Raw genomic sequence first — 15778 nt, forward strand, 5'->3', positions numbered from 1 at the left:
GTCCCCGTTCGTGTGTTTCAGTCGCGCATCGCGCTGGTCATGCGGCACTATGGGAGCCGTGCTTTGACGATGTTCCTTCTGCAGCTGGAAAGGCAAAAATCCCCCTCTTGGAATCGCTTAGAGCCTATAGAAGCAAAGGTACACCAAACTGCAATGGTAGGCCCGAAGGACTGCCATTGGATTGGCATGGGGAGGGCAGCTTACATCTTTGTTCGAAGTAGCTCCCCATGTCGGCCCAAGGCTGCCGGACCGAAATGCGCCAGGAGCGGTCGTTAAAGCGATCAAGGCCGAGCGGCCGGAGCGGACTCGTTCAGTTGCGAGCGTCGCATGAGGCGATCTGACCAGAAATAGACCTTCGGCTGGGCATTTCATTTCCCGAAAGCTCGCGTTCGCGCCCGCGGTCGACCCCGAGTAGACATTCCGAATGTCCAGTTGAGGCCTTTCAGGCTCATGGCCAGAGTCGGTCGTGCCCTCGATGGACACACGATGGGTCGCCGGTGGCAATATTGTCGTGAAGTCGGGCTGACCTTATCCCTCAGTGCCCGCGAGCCGCAGAAGGGCGTAGCGGTCACCGAAGATGTACTTGCTACGATCATTGACCTCAGGTCACGATATGGCCGGCAAATTCCTGTGCACGATGCTCGACCCGTTGGAATTCGATTTTCACGGGGTATCCATCGCACCCGACGACATGGACCGGACCGGGCAACCGGCTGTGCATCCACACGAGTGTCGCAGTCGTGAGCCGCTCCGACGCTATGGCTTCATGATAGGCATGCCGCTCGACGCGGTAGCATTCTCCCTTACCAAGGGTCTTGCGGTTTTGAATCTCTGCCGCGACGCGGGTGGCGGTTTTGTAAAGAAAATTCGACGTAGATCGCGTGTAGCGGTCTCCGCCGTAGCCGACGTTGTAGAGGGGGCGTCCCTCCTTCGCGACGGCTGCCACCTGATAGTCAACATTGGTCAACTCGCCTTGGAGAATGCGGCTTTCGACATGACGATCATGAGTGTGAATGAAGGCGGGCATGCCGGCGACGATCCTTGGCCCTTCCGGCCAAAGATGGAAGCGCCAATCCTCTGATTCAGTCCGATCTAACGGGACCACGAAGAAGCCGTGGGGGTGCATCAAGCAGTTGGGGTTTTCCCTGACCAGCCATGCCTTAAGAGCATTGAGAAGATCGTCCACGGGTGCGGAGCGGATGTATTCGATTGAGAGAGGGAAGCCGAGGTTAGCGCGCATACGGTGATTTTGCCACGAGTGCCTTGGTTGCCTGTTCCTCAAGCTCGGCGATCAGGGCGTGCTTGCCGAACATCTCGGTGAGCGTAGCGGGTAGCGAGCACCCCTTTCCTTTTCTTACAGGGGTCGCTGCGTCGCGCACCCAGTTGAACTCGGTGACAAAAGCCGGATGGTCCCGATGAGAATAGAGATAGCGAGCTGCCATGTCTTTGGGATCCTCTCGGGTAACAATGATTTCTTGCGACGACCCTTCGATCCGGAACGTCGATAGGCGCGAGCTAAGAAATAGTTCAACCTGAATGAGGGCTGCATGCTCGTTCGCCGCCGCCGTGAGCGCGAGTATAGTGGCCATGACCTCCTTCTGCACATATGCCCTATCCCAGAGTTGATGATCGAATGAGGCAGTCTTCCGAAAAGCCGCATATTTCTTGCAGATATCCGTGTCCTGAAAGTCCAGGAGAATGACCTCGATCTCAATAGGGTGACGGTCCCGTCTGGCCTTCTCGATGAGAATCGGGAGTATCTCTGCACGGAAGTGCCGGCCGGTTCGAGCATAGATTTTGTAGTTTGGAGCATTCATCGCCACATCGCGTAAAGCCTGGCCGATATCTTGCGGCAGCAAGAGGGTTTTCGCCTCAATCTCGGAAGGGTCCAAGAAGAAATAGGAGATGTAGATGGCAGAGACGAACGCGAACACGGCGCTGGCCACCACGGAGATGAGCAGGCTGATTAGCGCATTCCAACCGCGCGTCTCGGGCGAAAAAAAATAAATGGCCCAGACAAGGGCTAAGGCAACAACGATAATCAGTGTGGACGCCAGCAGGAAGGTGCGGCGCTGGTGGCGTGAGCTGAAAATTCCGGAGAGAGACATGAGCTTCGGGTGTCCGTGAAATGTGCGTACAGCAGTTGCGACGACCAGCTATCACACTCCGACTTAAATCCTTGCACAAAGAGGGCACTATTTTTCGTAACGGAGTTCCGAAGAGGGGGCGGAAGAAGGTCGACTCCAGCCAGTGCTTGAAGGTCAGTTTCCTATACGCGCCTCGACTTCATCACCGCCGCTTCGTGGCTCAGGGAAGGAAACGAGCGTGAATGGGCAGCCTGCGGGCGCGGCACTGATCGACGGTTCGCCGCCTCAGCCTTTACCAATGCTGACTATGGCCGGTTCCGGATTCGCGGTTGGGTTGTTCGGATCGAGGCTGGCCGACGTGGCGCGAAGCAGATTTTCGATCTTATTCCGCAGTCGGGGAGCTATTCGTTCTGACAGGGCTGAGTAAGCGCGAGGGTTAGCGATCCAAGAGGAGAGGCGGGCGAGATCGCTGTCAAAGGTGATCTCGGGATAGGCGGACTTAAGAGCTACCAGGCGTCGCTCAAGGTCGCGCAAATGAAGGTAAGCGAAAGCAGGCTCCTTGGGTGCTGGTCCGTGCACAATCGCTGAAGGTGCCACCTGCCGCATCCGCCTAGGGAATTGATATGCCTGCAGCGCTGCTAGCGCTCGATCCAGCGCTTCTGGAATGTGTTCACCATGCGCCGCCTCGCCTTCGCGATAAAGACACTTGAGAAAACGCAAACTGGCGAGGTCACGGGACGTGCCCGCGGGGATCAGACGCTCGTCCTCCAGAGCGCATATTAAAACGGAGTACGAGTAACAATGAATCCCGCGCTCGGCCAGCAGCAGTACGCCATGATTTCGGGTGGCCACGTAGAGGATATCGGCGGCAAGCAGGGCACCGCGTGATCCCGGCGGAACCTCACCCGCCAACGCCGCGAGTCGGCAATTTTCTGCGAGTTCTCGGCTGTAGTCACGTCGCGGCTCGAATGAGCGCAGGAGTGACGATAACCGGCCGTCCCTGTCTGCAATAATACTGGCTTCAAGCTTGAGGTGCTGGATGAAAAGCGCGCCCATGCGCGAAAGTGCTTCGAGTTTCGCAAAGGTGTAAGACGCGACCGACCAGCCGTCTTCTTCGAGTTTCTGCGACCAATACCGGAGCGCTTGGACGTTGTCGTCGACGATTAGGATATCGCGGTCGCTCAGAACGTCATTATCGCCACGTGAGGTCGAGCCGAAGATAGCCTCAGCCGACGCGCCGCTGACGGCAACACGGTGCGGTGTCAACGGAGAAACCTCTTCACGAGCACGGAGGTAAAAATACCCAACCATCCGATCGCTGCTAGTGCCTCGAACACGGTTATCATCTTCGAGAATTCGCCAGTCGGCACAATCGAAGAGAAACCGAGCACCGTTAGGACGGAGAATGTGTAAAACATCGCGTCAACGAATGACGCTTGTGCAACGCTGGCGCCGTTCACGGCCACTGTATCACCAATAACTTTGTAGTTGATACAGGAGACGGCGGTGAAGAGGAGTACTGTCCATACGAAGAATCGGACCGGTCGGTACCCAAATCCAGCCAGCCCCTCATAGGTAATGCTGGCCAACCACTTGGTCCACGCCTTGAATCGGGTTAGGCGCTTGCGTCTCAGATCAGCCCAGATCTGATACCGTTTCCAGCGCCGGAAGCGAATGTCCGCCTGCATGTAGAATTCGTCCTGCCGCTCTTCGGCGAAATTGGCCAGCAGCGCTTGGAAAACCGAGACCCCCACATTAGCCGCTTCGACTTTGAATCTAGCCTCGAGAACGATGCTGTCGGGATCGAGATAGACCTGCTCAAACCGAGCCTTCCAAAGATTACAATTGATGAAGGCGCAACCATGAAATTCTACCTCACTAAAACTAGTTCCGAGAAAGAGGCAGTCCTCAAAACTGCAGTCGGTAAAAGTAGCGCGTGAGATCGACTTTGGAAATGCAACTCCCCTAAACGTAACTTCGCGAACCTTCTTGGCCGGCGCTGTCCAAGACTCGTTCACGAATACGACGTTGGCTACGACATTACCTGGCGACATTGCCGGAGCAGGATCTCCCTGACCGATAGTGGTCGGCGTCCCGTCAAGCCTGAACAGGTTGGTGAGCAAGTCTCCTCCGACCGAGCGTTCCGCTGTTGAATGGCGCGGGAGGCGCCTTCCCAGTTCATAGTAGATGCGTAACCGCATCCAATCCAAGCCGCAACCGGTAGGATGAAGTGCGTTCAAATAAATAAAGGCCATGGCGGCGCGATACTACTTTATGGCATCGCACGAGTTGCCCGGTTCGCGGAAAAGATGCCCGATCGGTAAGCATCAGTGAGGGTTTGCCTCACGCTAACGTCAGCCAGGAAGTCGGCAGAGGGTCGAAGCAGCGTTTTGGCGTGCGAAGTAGCGGTTCGCAGTGCTTCGAGCGAAGGGTGCCTCTGGGTCACGGCTTGCGAACGGCGTGATGCACGGGTCTTCGCCGCGATCTAGACGATCGCCGTGATCCCCGCCCGTGCCCTTCAGCCCATCGCTGCCAGCAAAGCTGGCGACGCAAGGGCTCCACCGTTCAGTGTATATTTTCCCCCCAAGCCCATTTGTAGGTGCCGCCGACACCGTCTCACCGCTGAAACACTGCCACCTGCCGGACGGAGTCACCACATTTGGGATGCTATTTCCAAGGCGGCTAATTCTGTTCAGCTTTCGGCGACGCGGTTCAATCCTCGACACAGTTTTTTTGGGAAACTCACTGCGTGTGAGACCGCTGCAGAGGTGGGGCCCTCAAAGCCCGGCCCCGAAGTGGGGCCAGGTCCGGGCGCCTAGCTGGAGGCGCTGTCGGGGTCGGCTACAGCGCAATGTGGAAAGCGCGCCGCCCCCGACAGCTTCCATTCCGTCTATCGGGATCATCTCATGCATATTGTGGAATGTGTGAAAACGACGATATCAAGGAAGTGTTCGCCGAGGCCAAGGGCACCGGATTCGACACCAAGGCGATGCGGTCGATCATCCGGCTGCGCAAGAAGGACCAGGCCGAGCGGCAGGAAGAGGAAACCATCCTCGACCTCTACAAGGCGGCGCTTGGAATGGTGTAAAGGCCAGACTCGGCGCCGAACACGGTTCCGGGAGAAGCGGTTCCAGCCATGGATTCCGGCCCATGAGTGAATTCGACTTCGGCGCCCACCGCGCCTCGGAATTCCGGCAGCGCGGCTTCTGGACCCTTTTCGCAGAGCGGCATCCCGAGGAACTGGTTCGCCGGGCAAAACGCGGGCCCTGGTTCTGGCAGCGCGGGCTGCCGGACTTCGATCTGGTCATTTCCATGTATGTCGCGCCGGCTGAGAATGTCGTCGGTGTGTTTTTCGGCCGCAACGAGAAGCTTGGCGCTACCGATGTCTGGGCACGGCTGCGGCCTTTCCAGCCGGCGATCGAAGACAGGCTGAAACTCAGGCCAGACCAGTGCTTGCAAGGGCTGGGCATCAATTCGCTATGGCGGGTGAATTGTTTTGCCGAGGACAATTGGCCGGCGATGGCCGACTGGCTGGTGACGGAAGCCTGGCGTTTCGAGCGCGCAATTGCCGAAGTTCTGGGTCAGGAATAAAGCAGGGTTTCTAAACGCAATCCTTATGGAAGGGTCGCTCTGGTGAGCAGAGCGAGGGAGCCGGTGGATCGATGACGATCATATCGCGCGTTGCCGCCTTCTTCCGCTCACGCTGGCTGGGCGGCGTGCCGCTCGATCGGCTGTTCTGGCGCGACCTGGTCGTTGTCGGCACAGCGATCAACATCGCGTCATCGGTGGCGGCGCTCATTCTGCTCGGGTTGAAGTTGCCGCTTGCCCTTGTGCTGGCGGTGCATTTCGCGCCGGTGCCCTACAACATCTTCCTAACCTTTGCCGTTTGGCGGACTGCCGGAAGCTCAGCTGGCGCCAAGGCGTCGCTGATGACGCTTGGCGCCACGTTGTGGCTGATCGTGGTGGTCGTGGTTTGACGATCAGGCGGCCGGCTCGAATTTGAGCGCCACGCCGTTGATGCAATAGCGCAGGCCGGTCGGCGGCGGGCCGTCCTCGAAGACGTGGCCGAGATGGCTGCCGCAACGGGCGCAATGGCATTCGGTGCGAACCATGCCGTAGCTGCGGTCGACGGTGGTCTCGACCGAACCCGGCACAGGATCGTTGAAGCTCGGCCAGCCGGTGCCGCTCTCGAACTTCAGCTTGGATTCAAACAGGGGCTGGTCACAACCGACACAGGAAAAGGTGCCGGCGCGCTTCTCGTGCAGCAGGGCGCAGCTTCCCGGCCGCTCGGTGCCGTGGTTGCGCATCACCGCATATTGCTCCGGGGTCAGCCGCGCGCGCCATTCTGCATCGGTGCGCATGACGGGGTAGGTGTGGCTATCCATCTTATTTGCCTCTTCAGCTTGTGCCGCCGTTTGGGTTGCTTTCCCAAGTTCGCTTAAAATAGGCGTTCGTTATGGCGTTTGCCCGTATTTTCGATGCCGCGAAGAATTCCTCAAGCGATCGCAGCGAGATATCGAGCAACCGAAGCTGCAAATGCCGTTTTTGCATCTCCGATGATGTTCTGGTTCCACCATGCGCCGTAGATATGGTCGAACTCGAAAGGCTCCAGCGCAGCCTTGAAGCCGAGCACTTTCGCCGCGTTGAGCGGGATGTAGTTTGGATAGCTGTACATGAAGCTCACGTGACGGCGAGTCGGCGTCACCTGCACGATGTCGCCGGCCAGGATGGCGTTGCCGCCGTCGCGCTTCCAGTGCAGCACCTGGCCGCCGGCAAAGTGGCCGCCGCAGCGGATGAGCGTCAGCGAGGGATTTAGCGCGCGCGTCTCGCCTTCCCAACTGATAACAGCCGGATGCGGCCGCATGATCCACTTACGATCGTCGGCGTGCAGATAGATCGGCACGCCGCCAAACGCCTCGCTCCACTCGGCCATTGCCGAATAATAATGGCAGTGGGAAATGGCGATCGCGGCCAGGCCGCCCCGTCGGTTGATCTCGGCCACCGTCTCGTCGCTGACCATCGAAATGCAGTCCCACAGCACATTGCCGTGCGGCGTTTGCGCCAGCAATGCCCGCTGGCCGATGGCGAAGCGCGGTTCGATGCCGAAGGCGAGCACGCCGGCATCATTTTTGATCACGAGCCGATGACCGGCGGCGATCTCTTCCGGCGTGGTCCAGGCCTGGCCCTCCCAGCGCACATATTGCCGCTCGTCCTCGCAGATCGGGCAATGGTCCGGCGGCGTCGCTGTTGCCGCAAACTGAACACCACATTGCAGGCAAAGGAAACAGGTCATCGGCCTTCCTGTCTTGCGTGCCGAAAATCCATTCAGTGCTTTCTCGATAGCTGCCTCGTCGCGACTTCGAGCCCGGCGAGTGTCAGCGGAAACATGCGGCCGTCAAAAATATCGCGGATCATCGCAATCGAATGGGTAAAATCCCAGTGCTTTTCGCTTTCGGGATTGAGCCATATCGCGTTTGGCCATTGCTGCAGCAGCCGGCGGAGCCAGACGGCCCCGGCCTCCTTGTTCCAATGCTCGACCGAGCCGCCGGGATGGGCGATCTCATAGGGGCTCATCGAGGCATCGCCGACGACGATCACCTTGTAGTCGGGGCCGTATTTATGCAGGAGATCGAAGGTCGGAATCACCTCTGCGTGGCGGCGGCGATTGTCCTTCCACACGCCTTCGTAAAGGCAGTTGTGGAAATAGAAATATTCGAGCTGGCGGAACTCGGCGCGGGCGGCCGAAAACAGCTCCTCGACGCTCCTGATGTGGTCGTCCATCGAGCCGCCGACATCGAAGAACATCAGCAGCTTCACGGCATTGCGCCGTTCGGGTCGTGTCTTAACGTCAAGATAACCATGCTCGGCGGTGGCGTGGATGGTGCCTGGCAGGTCGAATTCTTCCTCGGCGCCTTCGCGCACCCAGCGGCGCAGGCGCTTCAGCGCGATCTTGATGTTGCGGGTGCCGAGCTCGACGGCATCGTCGAAATTCCTGAATTCGCGCTTGTCCCAGACTTTCACCGCCCGGCGATTGCGGCTTTCGTGCTGGCCGATGCGCACACCTTCGGGATTGTAACCATAGCCGCCGAAGGGCGAGGTACCGCCGGTGCCGATCCATTTCGAGCCGCCCTGATGCCGCCCCTTCTGCTCCTCCAGCCGCTTTTTCAGCGTTTCCATCAGCTTTTCGAAGCCGCCCAGCGCCTCGACCAGCTTTTTCTCCTCGTCACTCAGGTGCTTCTCGGCGAGCCGCCGCAGCCATTCCTCCGGGATGTTTTCGACATCGACTGCGTTTTCGCCAGCCAGCGCTTCGACGCCCTTGAAGATGTGCGAAAAGACCTGGTCGAAGCGGTCGATGTGCCGCTCGTCCTTCACCAGGGCGGTGCGGGCGAGATAGTAAAAACCCTCGACATCATAGTCGACCAGCCCGGCTTCCAGGCCTTCCAGCAGCGACAGATATTCGCGGAGCGAGACCGGAACCCGCGCTGCCTTCAGTTCGAGGAAGAAGGGAATGAACATCGCGCCGTCTACAGCAGATCGTACTCGATGAAGCCGGTGCGCCGCGCGACCCGGTCGTAGAGCTTGCGCGCGGTGGTGTTGGTCTCGTGGGTCATCCAGTAGACGTTCTTGACGCCGATCTTGCCGGCTTCCTGCTTGACCGCCTCGATCAGCGCGGCGCCGACGCCCTTGCCGCGCACATCCGGGTCGGCGAACAGGTCCTGCAGATAGCAGTTGTTTATCTGCGACCAGCAGGAGCGATGGTAGAGATAGTGCGTCAGGCCGACCGCCTTGCCGTCGAGCGTGGCGATGAAGCCCTTCGGCTCAAACTCACCTTCCGTGAACAGCCGTTTCCAGGTGACGGCATAGACCTCTTCCGGCAGCTTGGTTTCGTAGAAGGTGAGATAGGCGGTCCACAGCCGTTGCCAGTCGGCGTGGTCGGACTGCGCCAGCGGGCGGACGGTGATCTCGGTCATTTCGTTTCCTCCGAAGCTTCGGGCCCGAAGCTGCCTCGATGCCCGGCGGGCGGCAACAGTCCAGCAACGGGAAAGCGCTGTCCGGTGGCTTTCGTCGGCCCATAGCGGATCGCTTCTTACCCTTGCCGTCTCGCCATGAAGGCCAGGCGCTCGAACAGATGCACGTCCTGTTCGTTCTTCAACAACGCGCCGTGCAGCTTGGGCAGCGCGTTTTTCGGATCGGCGCGCAGGTCCTCGGGCGCGATGTCGTCGGCGACCAGCAGGCGGATCCAGTCCAGCGCCTCGGAGGTCGACGGCTTCTTCTTCAGGCCCGGCACGTCGCGGATCTCGTAGAACTGGGTCAGTGCTGCTCGCACGAGGTTCTGCTTGATGCCGGGATAGTGCACGTCGACAATTCTGTGCAGCGTGTCGACGTCGGGAAAGCGGATGTAGTGGAAAAAGCAGCGGCGCAGGAAAGCGTCCGGCAATTCCTTCTCGTTGTTAGAGGTAATGATGACGATCGGCCGCACGGTGGCGCGGATTGTCTCGCCGGTCTCGTAGACGAAGAACTCCATCCGGTCGAGTTCCTGCAACAAATCGTTGGGGAACTCGATATCGGCCTTGTCGATCTCGTCGATCAGAAGCACGACCTTCTTGCCGGCGGCGAAGGCGTCCCATAATTTGCCGCGCTTGATGTAATTGCGGATGTCGTTGAAGCGATCGTCGCCGAGCTGGCTGTCGCGCAGCCGCGAGACGGCATCATATTCATAGAGGCCCTGCTGGGCTCTTGTCGTCGACTTGACGTGCCATTCGATCAGCTCCAGGCCGAGCCCCGCCGCCACTTGCCTCGCAAGTTCGGTCTTGCCGGTGCCGGGCTCGCCCTTGACCAGCAATGGCCGCTCCAGCGCGATCGCCGCGTTGACCGCCACCATCAGATCCTTGTCGGCAACATAGGCTGCCGTGCCTTCGAAACGCATTTTTGCTCCCGGGTTCATCGCGCGACCCTAAGGACGCGGCCTTGGCTGTGCAAGCCGCTGCTGCCGGCATACGCTTGGTGAGGTCTTGCGCCGGCTTCACTAATTGCGTCGAATTAAGTCTCCAAGCATGTCATCTCTCTGGCGCTTGGTCTGCCGTCTGCCTATATTGGTGGATGACGGTCTGCGCTTCCCGGCAGGAGAACATTTTCCCCGGGGCCTTAATGATCCCTAGGGAGCTGTCCCTGGGAAGACCCGTGGGTTTTCTCATACGGCGCCCACCTACTTTGTAGGTTCCCGGGATCGCTCTCTCCACCGGTTGTGTGGATCGTCACTTACATTTTCAGCGGACCAAGCGGTAGAAAACGTCGTTCCCGAACCTTCGTCCCAGATCCGACTTTTCTATCCTGGCTCCATGACCTCCCCAAAAGACCTGAAAAAAAATCTCCGCAACGAAGCACTCGGGCGCCGCGATGCGCTCGATCCGTTCTGGCGGGTGGAGGCGGCGCTGGAAATGGCCGAGACGGCGCGCGACCGGATGACGATCGAGCCGGGCCAGATCGTCTCCGGCTTCTGGCCGATGCGTTCGGAAGTCGACGTCCGGCCGCTGATGTTTGCCTTGCGCGAGAAGGGGGCAAGGCTCTGCCTGCCGGCCATTCTGGACAAGAGCACCATCGTCTTTCGCGAACTGGTGCGCGGCGCGCCGATGATCGACATGGGCTTCGGCACCGTCGGGCCGCATGACGAAGCCGAGGTGCTCGATCCCCAGGTGATGCTGGTGCCGCTTGCCGCCTTCGATGCGCGCGGCCACCGCATCGGCTATGGCGCCGGCTATTACGACCGGGCGATCGCGCGGCTGGTCGACAAGGGGCAGCAGTTGCGGCTGATCGGTATCGCCTTCGACTGCCAGGAGGTGGCCCTGGTGCCGGACGAGCCGCATGACATGATCCTTCCGGAAATACTCACCGAGAGCGGGTTGCGCCGCTTCGCGCCAGAATTGTAGATGGAGGAATGAGACTTCTCTTCCTCGGCGACATGGTCGGCAAAACGGGACGGACGGCGGTGTGGGAACAACTGCCCGGCCTGATCTCGGATTTCAAACTCGACTTCGTCATCGTCAATGGCGAGAACGCCGCCGGCGGCTTCGGCATCACCGAGGAGATTTTTCGCGAGACGATCTCGGCTGGCGCCGACGTCGTCACCACCGGCAATCATGTCTGGGACCAGCGCGACGCGCTGATTTTCGCGCCGCGCGAAGAGCGCTTCCTGCGTCCCTCCAACTTCCCGAAGGGTACGCCAGGGCGCGGCTCAGGCGTCTACATCGCCAGGAACGGCGCGCGCGTGCTGGTCGCCAACATCATGGGCCGGGTGTTTATGCATCCCGAGCTCGACGACCCGTTCCAGGCCGGCGAGCGCGAACTTGCCGCTTGTCCGCTCGGCGAGCAGGCCGATGCGATCGTCATCGATTTCCATGCCGAAGCGACCTCGGAAAAAATGTGCTTCGCCCATTTCGTCGACGGTCGTGCCAGCCTTGTCGTCGGCACCCACACGCATCAGCCGACTGGTGACCACCAGATCCTCAATGGCGGCACGGGTTATATTTCCGATGCCGGCATGTGCGGCGATTATGATTCCTCGCTCGGCATGGACAAGGAGGAGCCGCTCAACCGGTTTTTATCCAAGGTGCCGAAAGGCCGCTTCGAGGCGTCGACCGGACCGGCGACATTGTGCGGCGTTGGCGTCGACATTTCCGATCGTAGCGGCCTGACCGAACGGATCGCGCCGTTTCGCCGCGGACCGCGGCTGGAAGAAACGGCTCCATCCTTCTGGTCGTGACATTGATACAGGCGCTTGCAATACCCAATTGCCGGCGAAACTGCTCTAGATCGTAGAGGGGACGACCTCCATGCAGCTAGTCGAATTCCTGGCGCCGCATTTCGCCTTTGTCTCAGATCCGACCGCATGGGTCGCGCTGCTGACGCTGATCGTGCTGGAGGTCGTGCTCGGCATCGACAATCTGATCTTCATCTCGATCCTCACCAACAAATTGCCGGAGGCGCAGCGCGCGCGCGCCCGACGGCTCGGCATCTCCGCCGCGCTGATGATGCGGCTGATCCTGCTTGCCACCATCTCGATCATCGTCCAGCTGACGACGCCGATATTCACCGCTTTCGGCCATGGCTTTTCCTGGCGCGACCTGATCCTGATCGCCGGCGGCCTGTTCCTCGTCTGGAAGGCGACCAAGGAGATCCACCACACGGTCGATCTCGAAGATCACCAGGACACGATGATGGGCGAGACTCTGCAGCTTTCGCTGGCCGGCGCGATCTTTCAGATCCTGCTGCTCGACCTCGTCTTCTCGATCGACTCGATCATCACCGCGGTCGGCATGACCGACGAAATCGCGATCATGTACATCGCGGTGATCGTGGCGGTGAGCGTGATGATGCTGGCGGCCGGGCCGCTGGCCGATTTCATCGCCAAGAACCCCAGCATCGTCATGCTGGCGCTCGGCTTCCTGCTGATGATCGGCATGACGCTGATCGCCGACGGCATGGGCTACCATGTACCCAAGGGCTACATCTACGCGGCGATGGGTTTTTCGGCACTGGTCGAAGGACTCAACATGTTGGCGCGGCGGCGGAAGAAGGCAAAGTCCGGTGGCGGGCACTGAGGATGGCAGGCATCCCTGAGAGCCGCGCGTTCTAAGCCGCCGACACGCCTTTCGGATGACGGTCGCTGATCAGGCCAAGCGTCAGGCCGTGCTCGAGCCACGCCTTGGCGCCGGCGAGCACCAGCGCAAAGCCATCGGTCGAGCCGATCGCCTGGTTGACTTGCTCGTCGCCGCTGCCGGCAAAGCCGAAATTGCGAACCTCGACAAAGGTCGTTCCGCCCGGCATCTCGGTAAAAGTCCACACCACAGTGGTCGGCGGATCGCTCCATTGCATGACGATCTTCTCGTTCGGTACGATCTCGCTGACCATCACCGCCGTCGAGACGCCATACATGCGCCATTCCCAGCGAACTTTGTTGCCGCTGTCCAGCCTGTCGCTGCCATGGGTGAACCAGAATTTCGTCGTGATCGCGGGGTCAATGAAGGCTTCGAACACTTCGGCGACCGGCCGCCTTATCAGCATGCCGGCTTCGGCGGTCGGTGTTTCACGGATTTCCATATCGTGCTCCTTTTCATGAAGACGCCGCCTGTTCACCAGGCATCGGGTTCGCGCACGAGGTGAATGATGTTGGCCGGGTTGGTGATCCAGCCGCCGCGGAAGCCTTCACCCAGTGCTTCGATGGCGTCGCAGCGCACGACGCCGGCCTTGGCGAGATGCTCCGCAGCAGCCGGAAAATCCTCGGTGAACAGTTCCAGCCAGATCTCGGCCTGGCTCATCATCAGCGCCTCGTCGATCCACAGCCGATTGGGACCGAGTTCGAAGCCGATGGCAGGCGCTTTGGTCGTGAATGGCTTCAGGCCGATGACGTCGCGATAGAAGGCGATCGTTGCCTGGTATTGATGCGGCGGGACTTTCATCGCGATGTTGATGCCGCCGGTGATCTTCGCGGTCATTTTGGCTCCATTGCTCTCAGATATTGGTCTCGTTGGCCGGCTCGCCCTTCATCTCGCTGCGGTAATAGCCGTCGCGCAAATTGATGCCGTATTCGACATAGGCCTTCAAGCAGGCCAGCATCTGCGACCAGCCCTCGCAATTGAGGTAGGACTTCTTCAGGCCGACGGCGTCCTCCTGCCAGCCGGTCTCAGCGATGGTGACGAAGGTGCCACCGTCGTCGAGCGGTTCGAAATTCATCTCGATGCGGGTCTTGTAGGCCGGCTTGCCGTCGGCGTCGGTAGCGTCCCAGCGCAGCACGATGCGGCTGTCCCTGACCACCTCGTCGACCTCGACGGGAACCTTGCCCCACCAGACAACACCGGCGCCCGCTACCAGCGGCGCGCTGGCGCCGCCGATGGTAGTGAAATAGAAGCTGAGTTTCTTCGGGTTGACGACTGCGTCGAAGACTTCGGCGACCGGCTTGCCGATGCGCCCCGAAACTCTGAATCCAAGAGACATATCCACAGCTCCTTCCTTGAATGGATCAATGATAAGTTATATAAATATAACATGTCAAGCCGATCGCAGGACGACAATGTTTTCAAGGCGCTGGCGCATCCGCGCCGGCGTGAGTTGCTGGACCAGCTGAAGAATGCGCCGCAGACCACCGGCATGTTGTGCGATGCCTTCCCCGACATGGACCGCTGCACGGTCATGCTGCATCTGAAGGTGCTGGAGGAGGCCGACCTGGTTGTGGTGCGCCGCGAGGGCCGCGAGCGCTGGAACCATCTCAACGCGCTGCCGATCAAGCACATCCACGACCGCTGGATCAGCCAATATGCCACGCATGCGATCAGCATCCTCGACCGGCTGAAATCCGATCTGGAGGGATGAACGGCCGCCGAAGCCTGCCATTTTCGGGTCTCAAAACCCTCACGCGTCCTCCGCCACGGCGCCGCTGGACGAATTGAGCCGATTTATCTATAAGCCGGCCATTCCGATATAGAGCGTCGTACGTCCGTCCGGACGCAGCAGGACGTTCTGAAATTTTGAATTCGAGCATTTTGCAAGACGCCGGGTGGTTCACTAGGCCGCAGATGCTCTAGCCGAGAAGACGACAGGGGTGCCATGGCTGGCCATTCACAGTTCAAGAACATCATGCATCGCAAGGGCCGCCAGGATGCGGTGCGATCGAAAATGTTTTCCAAGCTGGCGCGCGAAATCACCGTCGCGGCCAAGAGCGGCACGCCCGATCCATCGATGAACCCACGCCTGCGCCTTGCCGTGCAGAACGCCAAGGCGGTGTCGATGCCGAAGGACAATATCCAGCGCGCCATTAACAAGGCGTCGATGGGCGATGCCGAGACTTACGAAGCCGTGCGCTACGAAGGGTACGGGCCGGGCGGCGTCGCGCTGATCGTCGAGGCGCTGACCGACAACCGCAACCGCTCCGCGTCGAATGTGCGCGCTGCCTTCACCAAGGCCGGCGGGGCGATGGGCGAGACCGGCTCGGTGTCGTTCATGTGGGACCGCGTCGGCGAGATCTACTATCCGGTAGCGGCTGGCAGCGCCGAGAAGGTGATGGATGCGGCGATCGAGGCCCGTGCCGACGACGTCCAGTCGGACGAGGAAGGCCACACGATCTACTGCGCCTTCGAGAATCTCGGCGAAGTGTCGAAGGCGCTGGAAGGCGCGCTCGGCGAGGCTGAATCGGTGAAGCCGATCTGGAAGCCGCAGACCAATATCGCGGTCGACGAGGAGCGGGCACAATCGCTGATGAAGCTGGTCGCGACGCTCGAGGACGACGACGACGTGCAGAGCGTCTACGCCAATTTCGAGGTCGACGAGGAGACCTTGGCGAAGCTCAGCGCGGCATGACCGAACAGGCGCTGCCCCAGGTCCGCATCACCTATTGCACGCAGTGCCAGTGGCTGCTCAGGGCCGGCTGGATGGCGCAGGAGCTGCTGTCGACCTTCGGCACGGATCTCGGCGAAGTGGCGCTGGTGCCCGGCACCGGCGGCATCTTCACCATTTCCTGTAATGACACGCTGGTCTGGGACCGCAAGCGTGACGGCGGCTTTCCCGATGCCGCAAAGCTCAAGCAACTGGTTCGCGACGTAATCGATCCGGATCGCGATCTCGGCCATGCCGATCGCAAGAGCCACAAGTCAAAAGATCCCACGTCAAAAGACCCTGCCTGAGGGTCGTTCACATTTCTG

The 15778-nt window shown here is 60.1% G+C and carries 20 protein-coding genes, 1 other RNA gene and 1 pseudogene; 10 read left to right on the forward strand and 12 right to left on the reverse strand.

The window, feature by feature from the left end:
- Positions 1–601: 601 nt before the first annotated feature.
- From NKI85_RS01165 to NKI85_RS01180, 4 genes are all read right to left on the reverse strand, one after another.
- Positions 602–1240: a hypothetical protein gene (locus NKI85_RS01165; protein ID WP_352775381.1), complete on the reverse strand. Its 639-nt coding sequence runs from the start codon at positions 1238–1240 to the stop codon at positions 602–604.
- Positions 1230–2108 (reverse strand): hypothetical protein, encoded by an 879-nt coding sequence (locus NKI85_RS01170; protein ID WP_352775384.1) that lies wholly within the window; start codon positions 2106–2108, stop codon positions 1230–1232. The genes NKI85_RS01165 and NKI85_RS01170 overlap by 11 nt, the downstream gene beginning before the upstream one ends.
- A 264-nt stretch (positions 2109–2372) precedes the next feature.
- Positions 2373–3398: a hypothetical protein gene (locus NKI85_RS01175; RefSeq protein WP_352775387.1), complete on the reverse strand. Its 1026-nt coding sequence runs from the start codon at positions 3396–3398 to the stop codon at positions 2373–2375.
- Positions 3350–4210 (reverse strand): ion channel, encoded by an 861-nt coding sequence (locus NKI85_RS01180; RefSeq protein ID WP_352775389.1) that lies wholly within the window; start codon positions 4208–4210, stop codon positions 3350–3352. Before NKI85_RS01180 ends, NKI85_RS01175 begins: the two co-directional genes overlap by 49 nt.
- A gap of 806 nt (positions 4211–5016) precedes the next feature.
- On the opposite strand from NKI85_RS01180, the pseudogene NKI85_RS01185 reads away from it, so the two are divergent.
- From NKI85_RS01185 to NKI85_RS01195, 3 genes and pseudogenes are all read left to right on the forward strand, one after another.
- Positions 5017–5175: pseudogene (locus NKI85_RS01185) on the forward strand (DUF2312 domain-containing protein); the annotation flags it as partial.
- Between the two features lie 62 nt (positions 5176–5237).
- Positions 5238–5678 carry a hypothetical protein gene (locus NKI85_RS01190; RefSeq protein WP_352775392.1) on the forward strand — a complete coding sequence of 147 codons (441 nt, stop codon included), beginning with the start codon at positions 5238–5240 and terminating at the stop codon, positions 5676–5678.
- 71 nt (positions 5679–5749) lie between these two features.
- Complete coding sequence (locus tag NKI85_RS01195) at positions 5750–6064, forward strand: hypothetical protein (RefSeq protein ID WP_352522899.1); 315 nt, start codon at positions 5750–5752, stop codon at positions 6062–6064.
- Positions 6065–6067: 3 nt separating this feature from the next.
- Here NKI85_RS01195 and msrB read toward each other — a convergent pair whose 3' ends face one another.
- The 5 genes from msrB to NKI85_RS01220 all read right to left on the reverse strand — a co-directional run bounded on the left by msrB (position 6068) and on the right by NKI85_RS01220 (position 10014).
- Positions 6068–6472 carry a peptide-methionine (R)-S-oxide reductase MsrB gene (msrB, locus tag NKI85_RS01200; RefSeq protein WP_352775396.1) on the reverse strand — a complete coding sequence of 135 codons (405 nt, stop codon included), beginning with the start codon at positions 6470–6472 and terminating at the stop codon, positions 6068–6070.
- 110 nt (positions 6473–6582) lie between these two features.
- Positions 6583–7380: an MBL fold metallo-hydrolase gene (locus NKI85_RS01205; RefSeq protein WP_352775399.1), complete on the reverse strand. Its 798-nt coding sequence runs from the start codon at positions 7378–7380 to the stop codon at positions 6583–6585.
- Positions 7381–7412: 32 nt separating this feature from the next.
- Positions 7413–8603, reverse strand: coding sequence for a vWA domain-containing protein (locus NKI85_RS01210; protein ID WP_352775402.1), 1191 nt, complete (start codon positions 8601–8603; stop codon positions 7413–7415).
- A gap of 8 nt (positions 8604–8611) precedes the next feature.
- On the reverse strand, positions 8612–9058 hold the full coding sequence (locus tag NKI85_RS01215; protein ID WP_352775404.1) for a GNAT family N-acetyltransferase: 447 nt from the start codon (positions 9056–9058) through the stop codon (positions 8612–8614).
- Positions 9059–9174: 116 nt separating this feature from the next.
- The gene (locus NKI85_RS01220; protein WP_352775406.1) at positions 9175–10014 is read right to left on the reverse strand and encodes an AAA family ATPase; all 840 of its coding nucleotides are present in this window, start codon (positions 10012–10014) and stop codon (positions 9175–9177) included.
- 175 nt (positions 10015–10189) lie between these two features.
- Between NKI85_RS01220 and ssrS the strand changes: the two genes are divergently transcribed.
- From ssrS to NKI85_RS01240, 4 genes are all read left to right on the forward strand, one after another.
- Positions 10190–10345, forward strand: a non-coding RNA gene (ssrS, locus tag NKI85_RS01225) — 6S RNA.
- A gap of 81 nt (positions 10346–10426) precedes the next feature.
- Positions 10427–11014: a 5-formyltetrahydrofolate cyclo-ligase gene (locus NKI85_RS01230; protein WP_352775408.1), complete on the forward strand. Its 588-nt coding sequence runs from the start codon at positions 10427–10429 to the stop codon at positions 11012–11014.
- An 8-nt stretch (positions 11015–11022) separates the two neighbouring features.
- The gene (locus NKI85_RS01235; RefSeq protein ID WP_023678036.1) at positions 11023–11847 is read left to right on the forward strand and encodes a TIGR00282 family metallophosphoesterase; all 825 of its coding nucleotides are present in this window, start codon (positions 11023–11025) and stop codon (positions 11845–11847) included.
- A 70-nt stretch (positions 11848–11917) separates the two neighbouring features.
- Positions 11918–12685 (forward strand): TerC family protein, encoded by a 768-nt coding sequence (locus tag NKI85_RS01240; RefSeq protein ID WP_352522892.1) that lies wholly within the window; start codon positions 11918–11920, stop codon positions 12683–12685.
- Between the two features lie 31 nt (positions 12686–12716).
- On the opposite strand, the gene NKI85_RS01245 is transcribed toward NKI85_RS01240, so the two are convergent.
- From NKI85_RS01245 to NKI85_RS01255, 3 genes are read right to left on the reverse strand one after another with little or no spacing between them, the layout of a single operon-like run.
- Positions 12717–13184: an SRPBCC family protein gene (locus NKI85_RS01245; RefSeq protein ID WP_352522891.1), complete on the reverse strand. Its 468-nt coding sequence runs from the start codon at positions 13182–13184 to the stop codon at positions 12717–12719.
- A 32-nt stretch (positions 13185–13216) separates the two neighbouring features.
- Positions 13217–13579, reverse strand: a complete 363-nt coding sequence (locus NKI85_RS01250) for a VOC family protein (RefSeq protein ID WP_352522890.1) — start codon at positions 13577–13579, stop codon at positions 13217–13219.
- Positions 13580–13595: 16 nt separating this feature from the next.
- A complete protein-coding gene (locus NKI85_RS01255) occupies positions 13596–14078 on the reverse strand; it encodes an SRPBCC domain-containing protein (RefSeq protein ID WP_352522889.1) in 483 nt (160 codons plus the stop codon).
- 51 nt (positions 14079–14129) lie between these two features.
- Here NKI85_RS01255 and NKI85_RS01260 point away from each other — a divergent pair, with 51 nt between their 5' ends.
- From NKI85_RS01260 to NKI85_RS01270, 3 genes are all read left to right on the forward strand, one after another.
- Positions 14130–14453 carry an ArsR/SmtB family transcription factor gene (locus NKI85_RS01260; RefSeq protein WP_352522888.1) on the forward strand — a complete coding sequence of 108 codons (324 nt, stop codon included), beginning with the start codon at positions 14130–14132 and terminating at the stop codon, positions 14451–14453.
- Between the two features lie 234 nt (positions 14454–14687).
- Positions 14688–15437, forward strand: a complete 750-nt coding sequence (locus NKI85_RS01265; protein WP_352522887.1) for a YebC/PmpR family DNA-binding transcriptional regulator — start codon at positions 14688–14690, stop codon at positions 15435–15437.
- Positions 15434–15760, forward strand: a complete 327-nt coding sequence (locus NKI85_RS01270) for an Rdx family protein (RefSeq protein ID WP_352522886.1) — start codon at positions 15434–15436, stop codon at positions 15758–15760. The genes NKI85_RS01265 and NKI85_RS01270 overlap by 4 nt, the downstream gene beginning before the upstream one ends.
- The last annotated feature ends 18 nt before the right edge of the window (positions 15761–15778 follow it).

Source organism: Mesorhizobium sp. M0571, assembly GCF_040320985.1.
Taxonomy (GTDB): Bacteria; Pseudomonadota; Alphaproteobacteria; order Rhizobiales; family Rhizobiaceae; genus Mesorhizobium.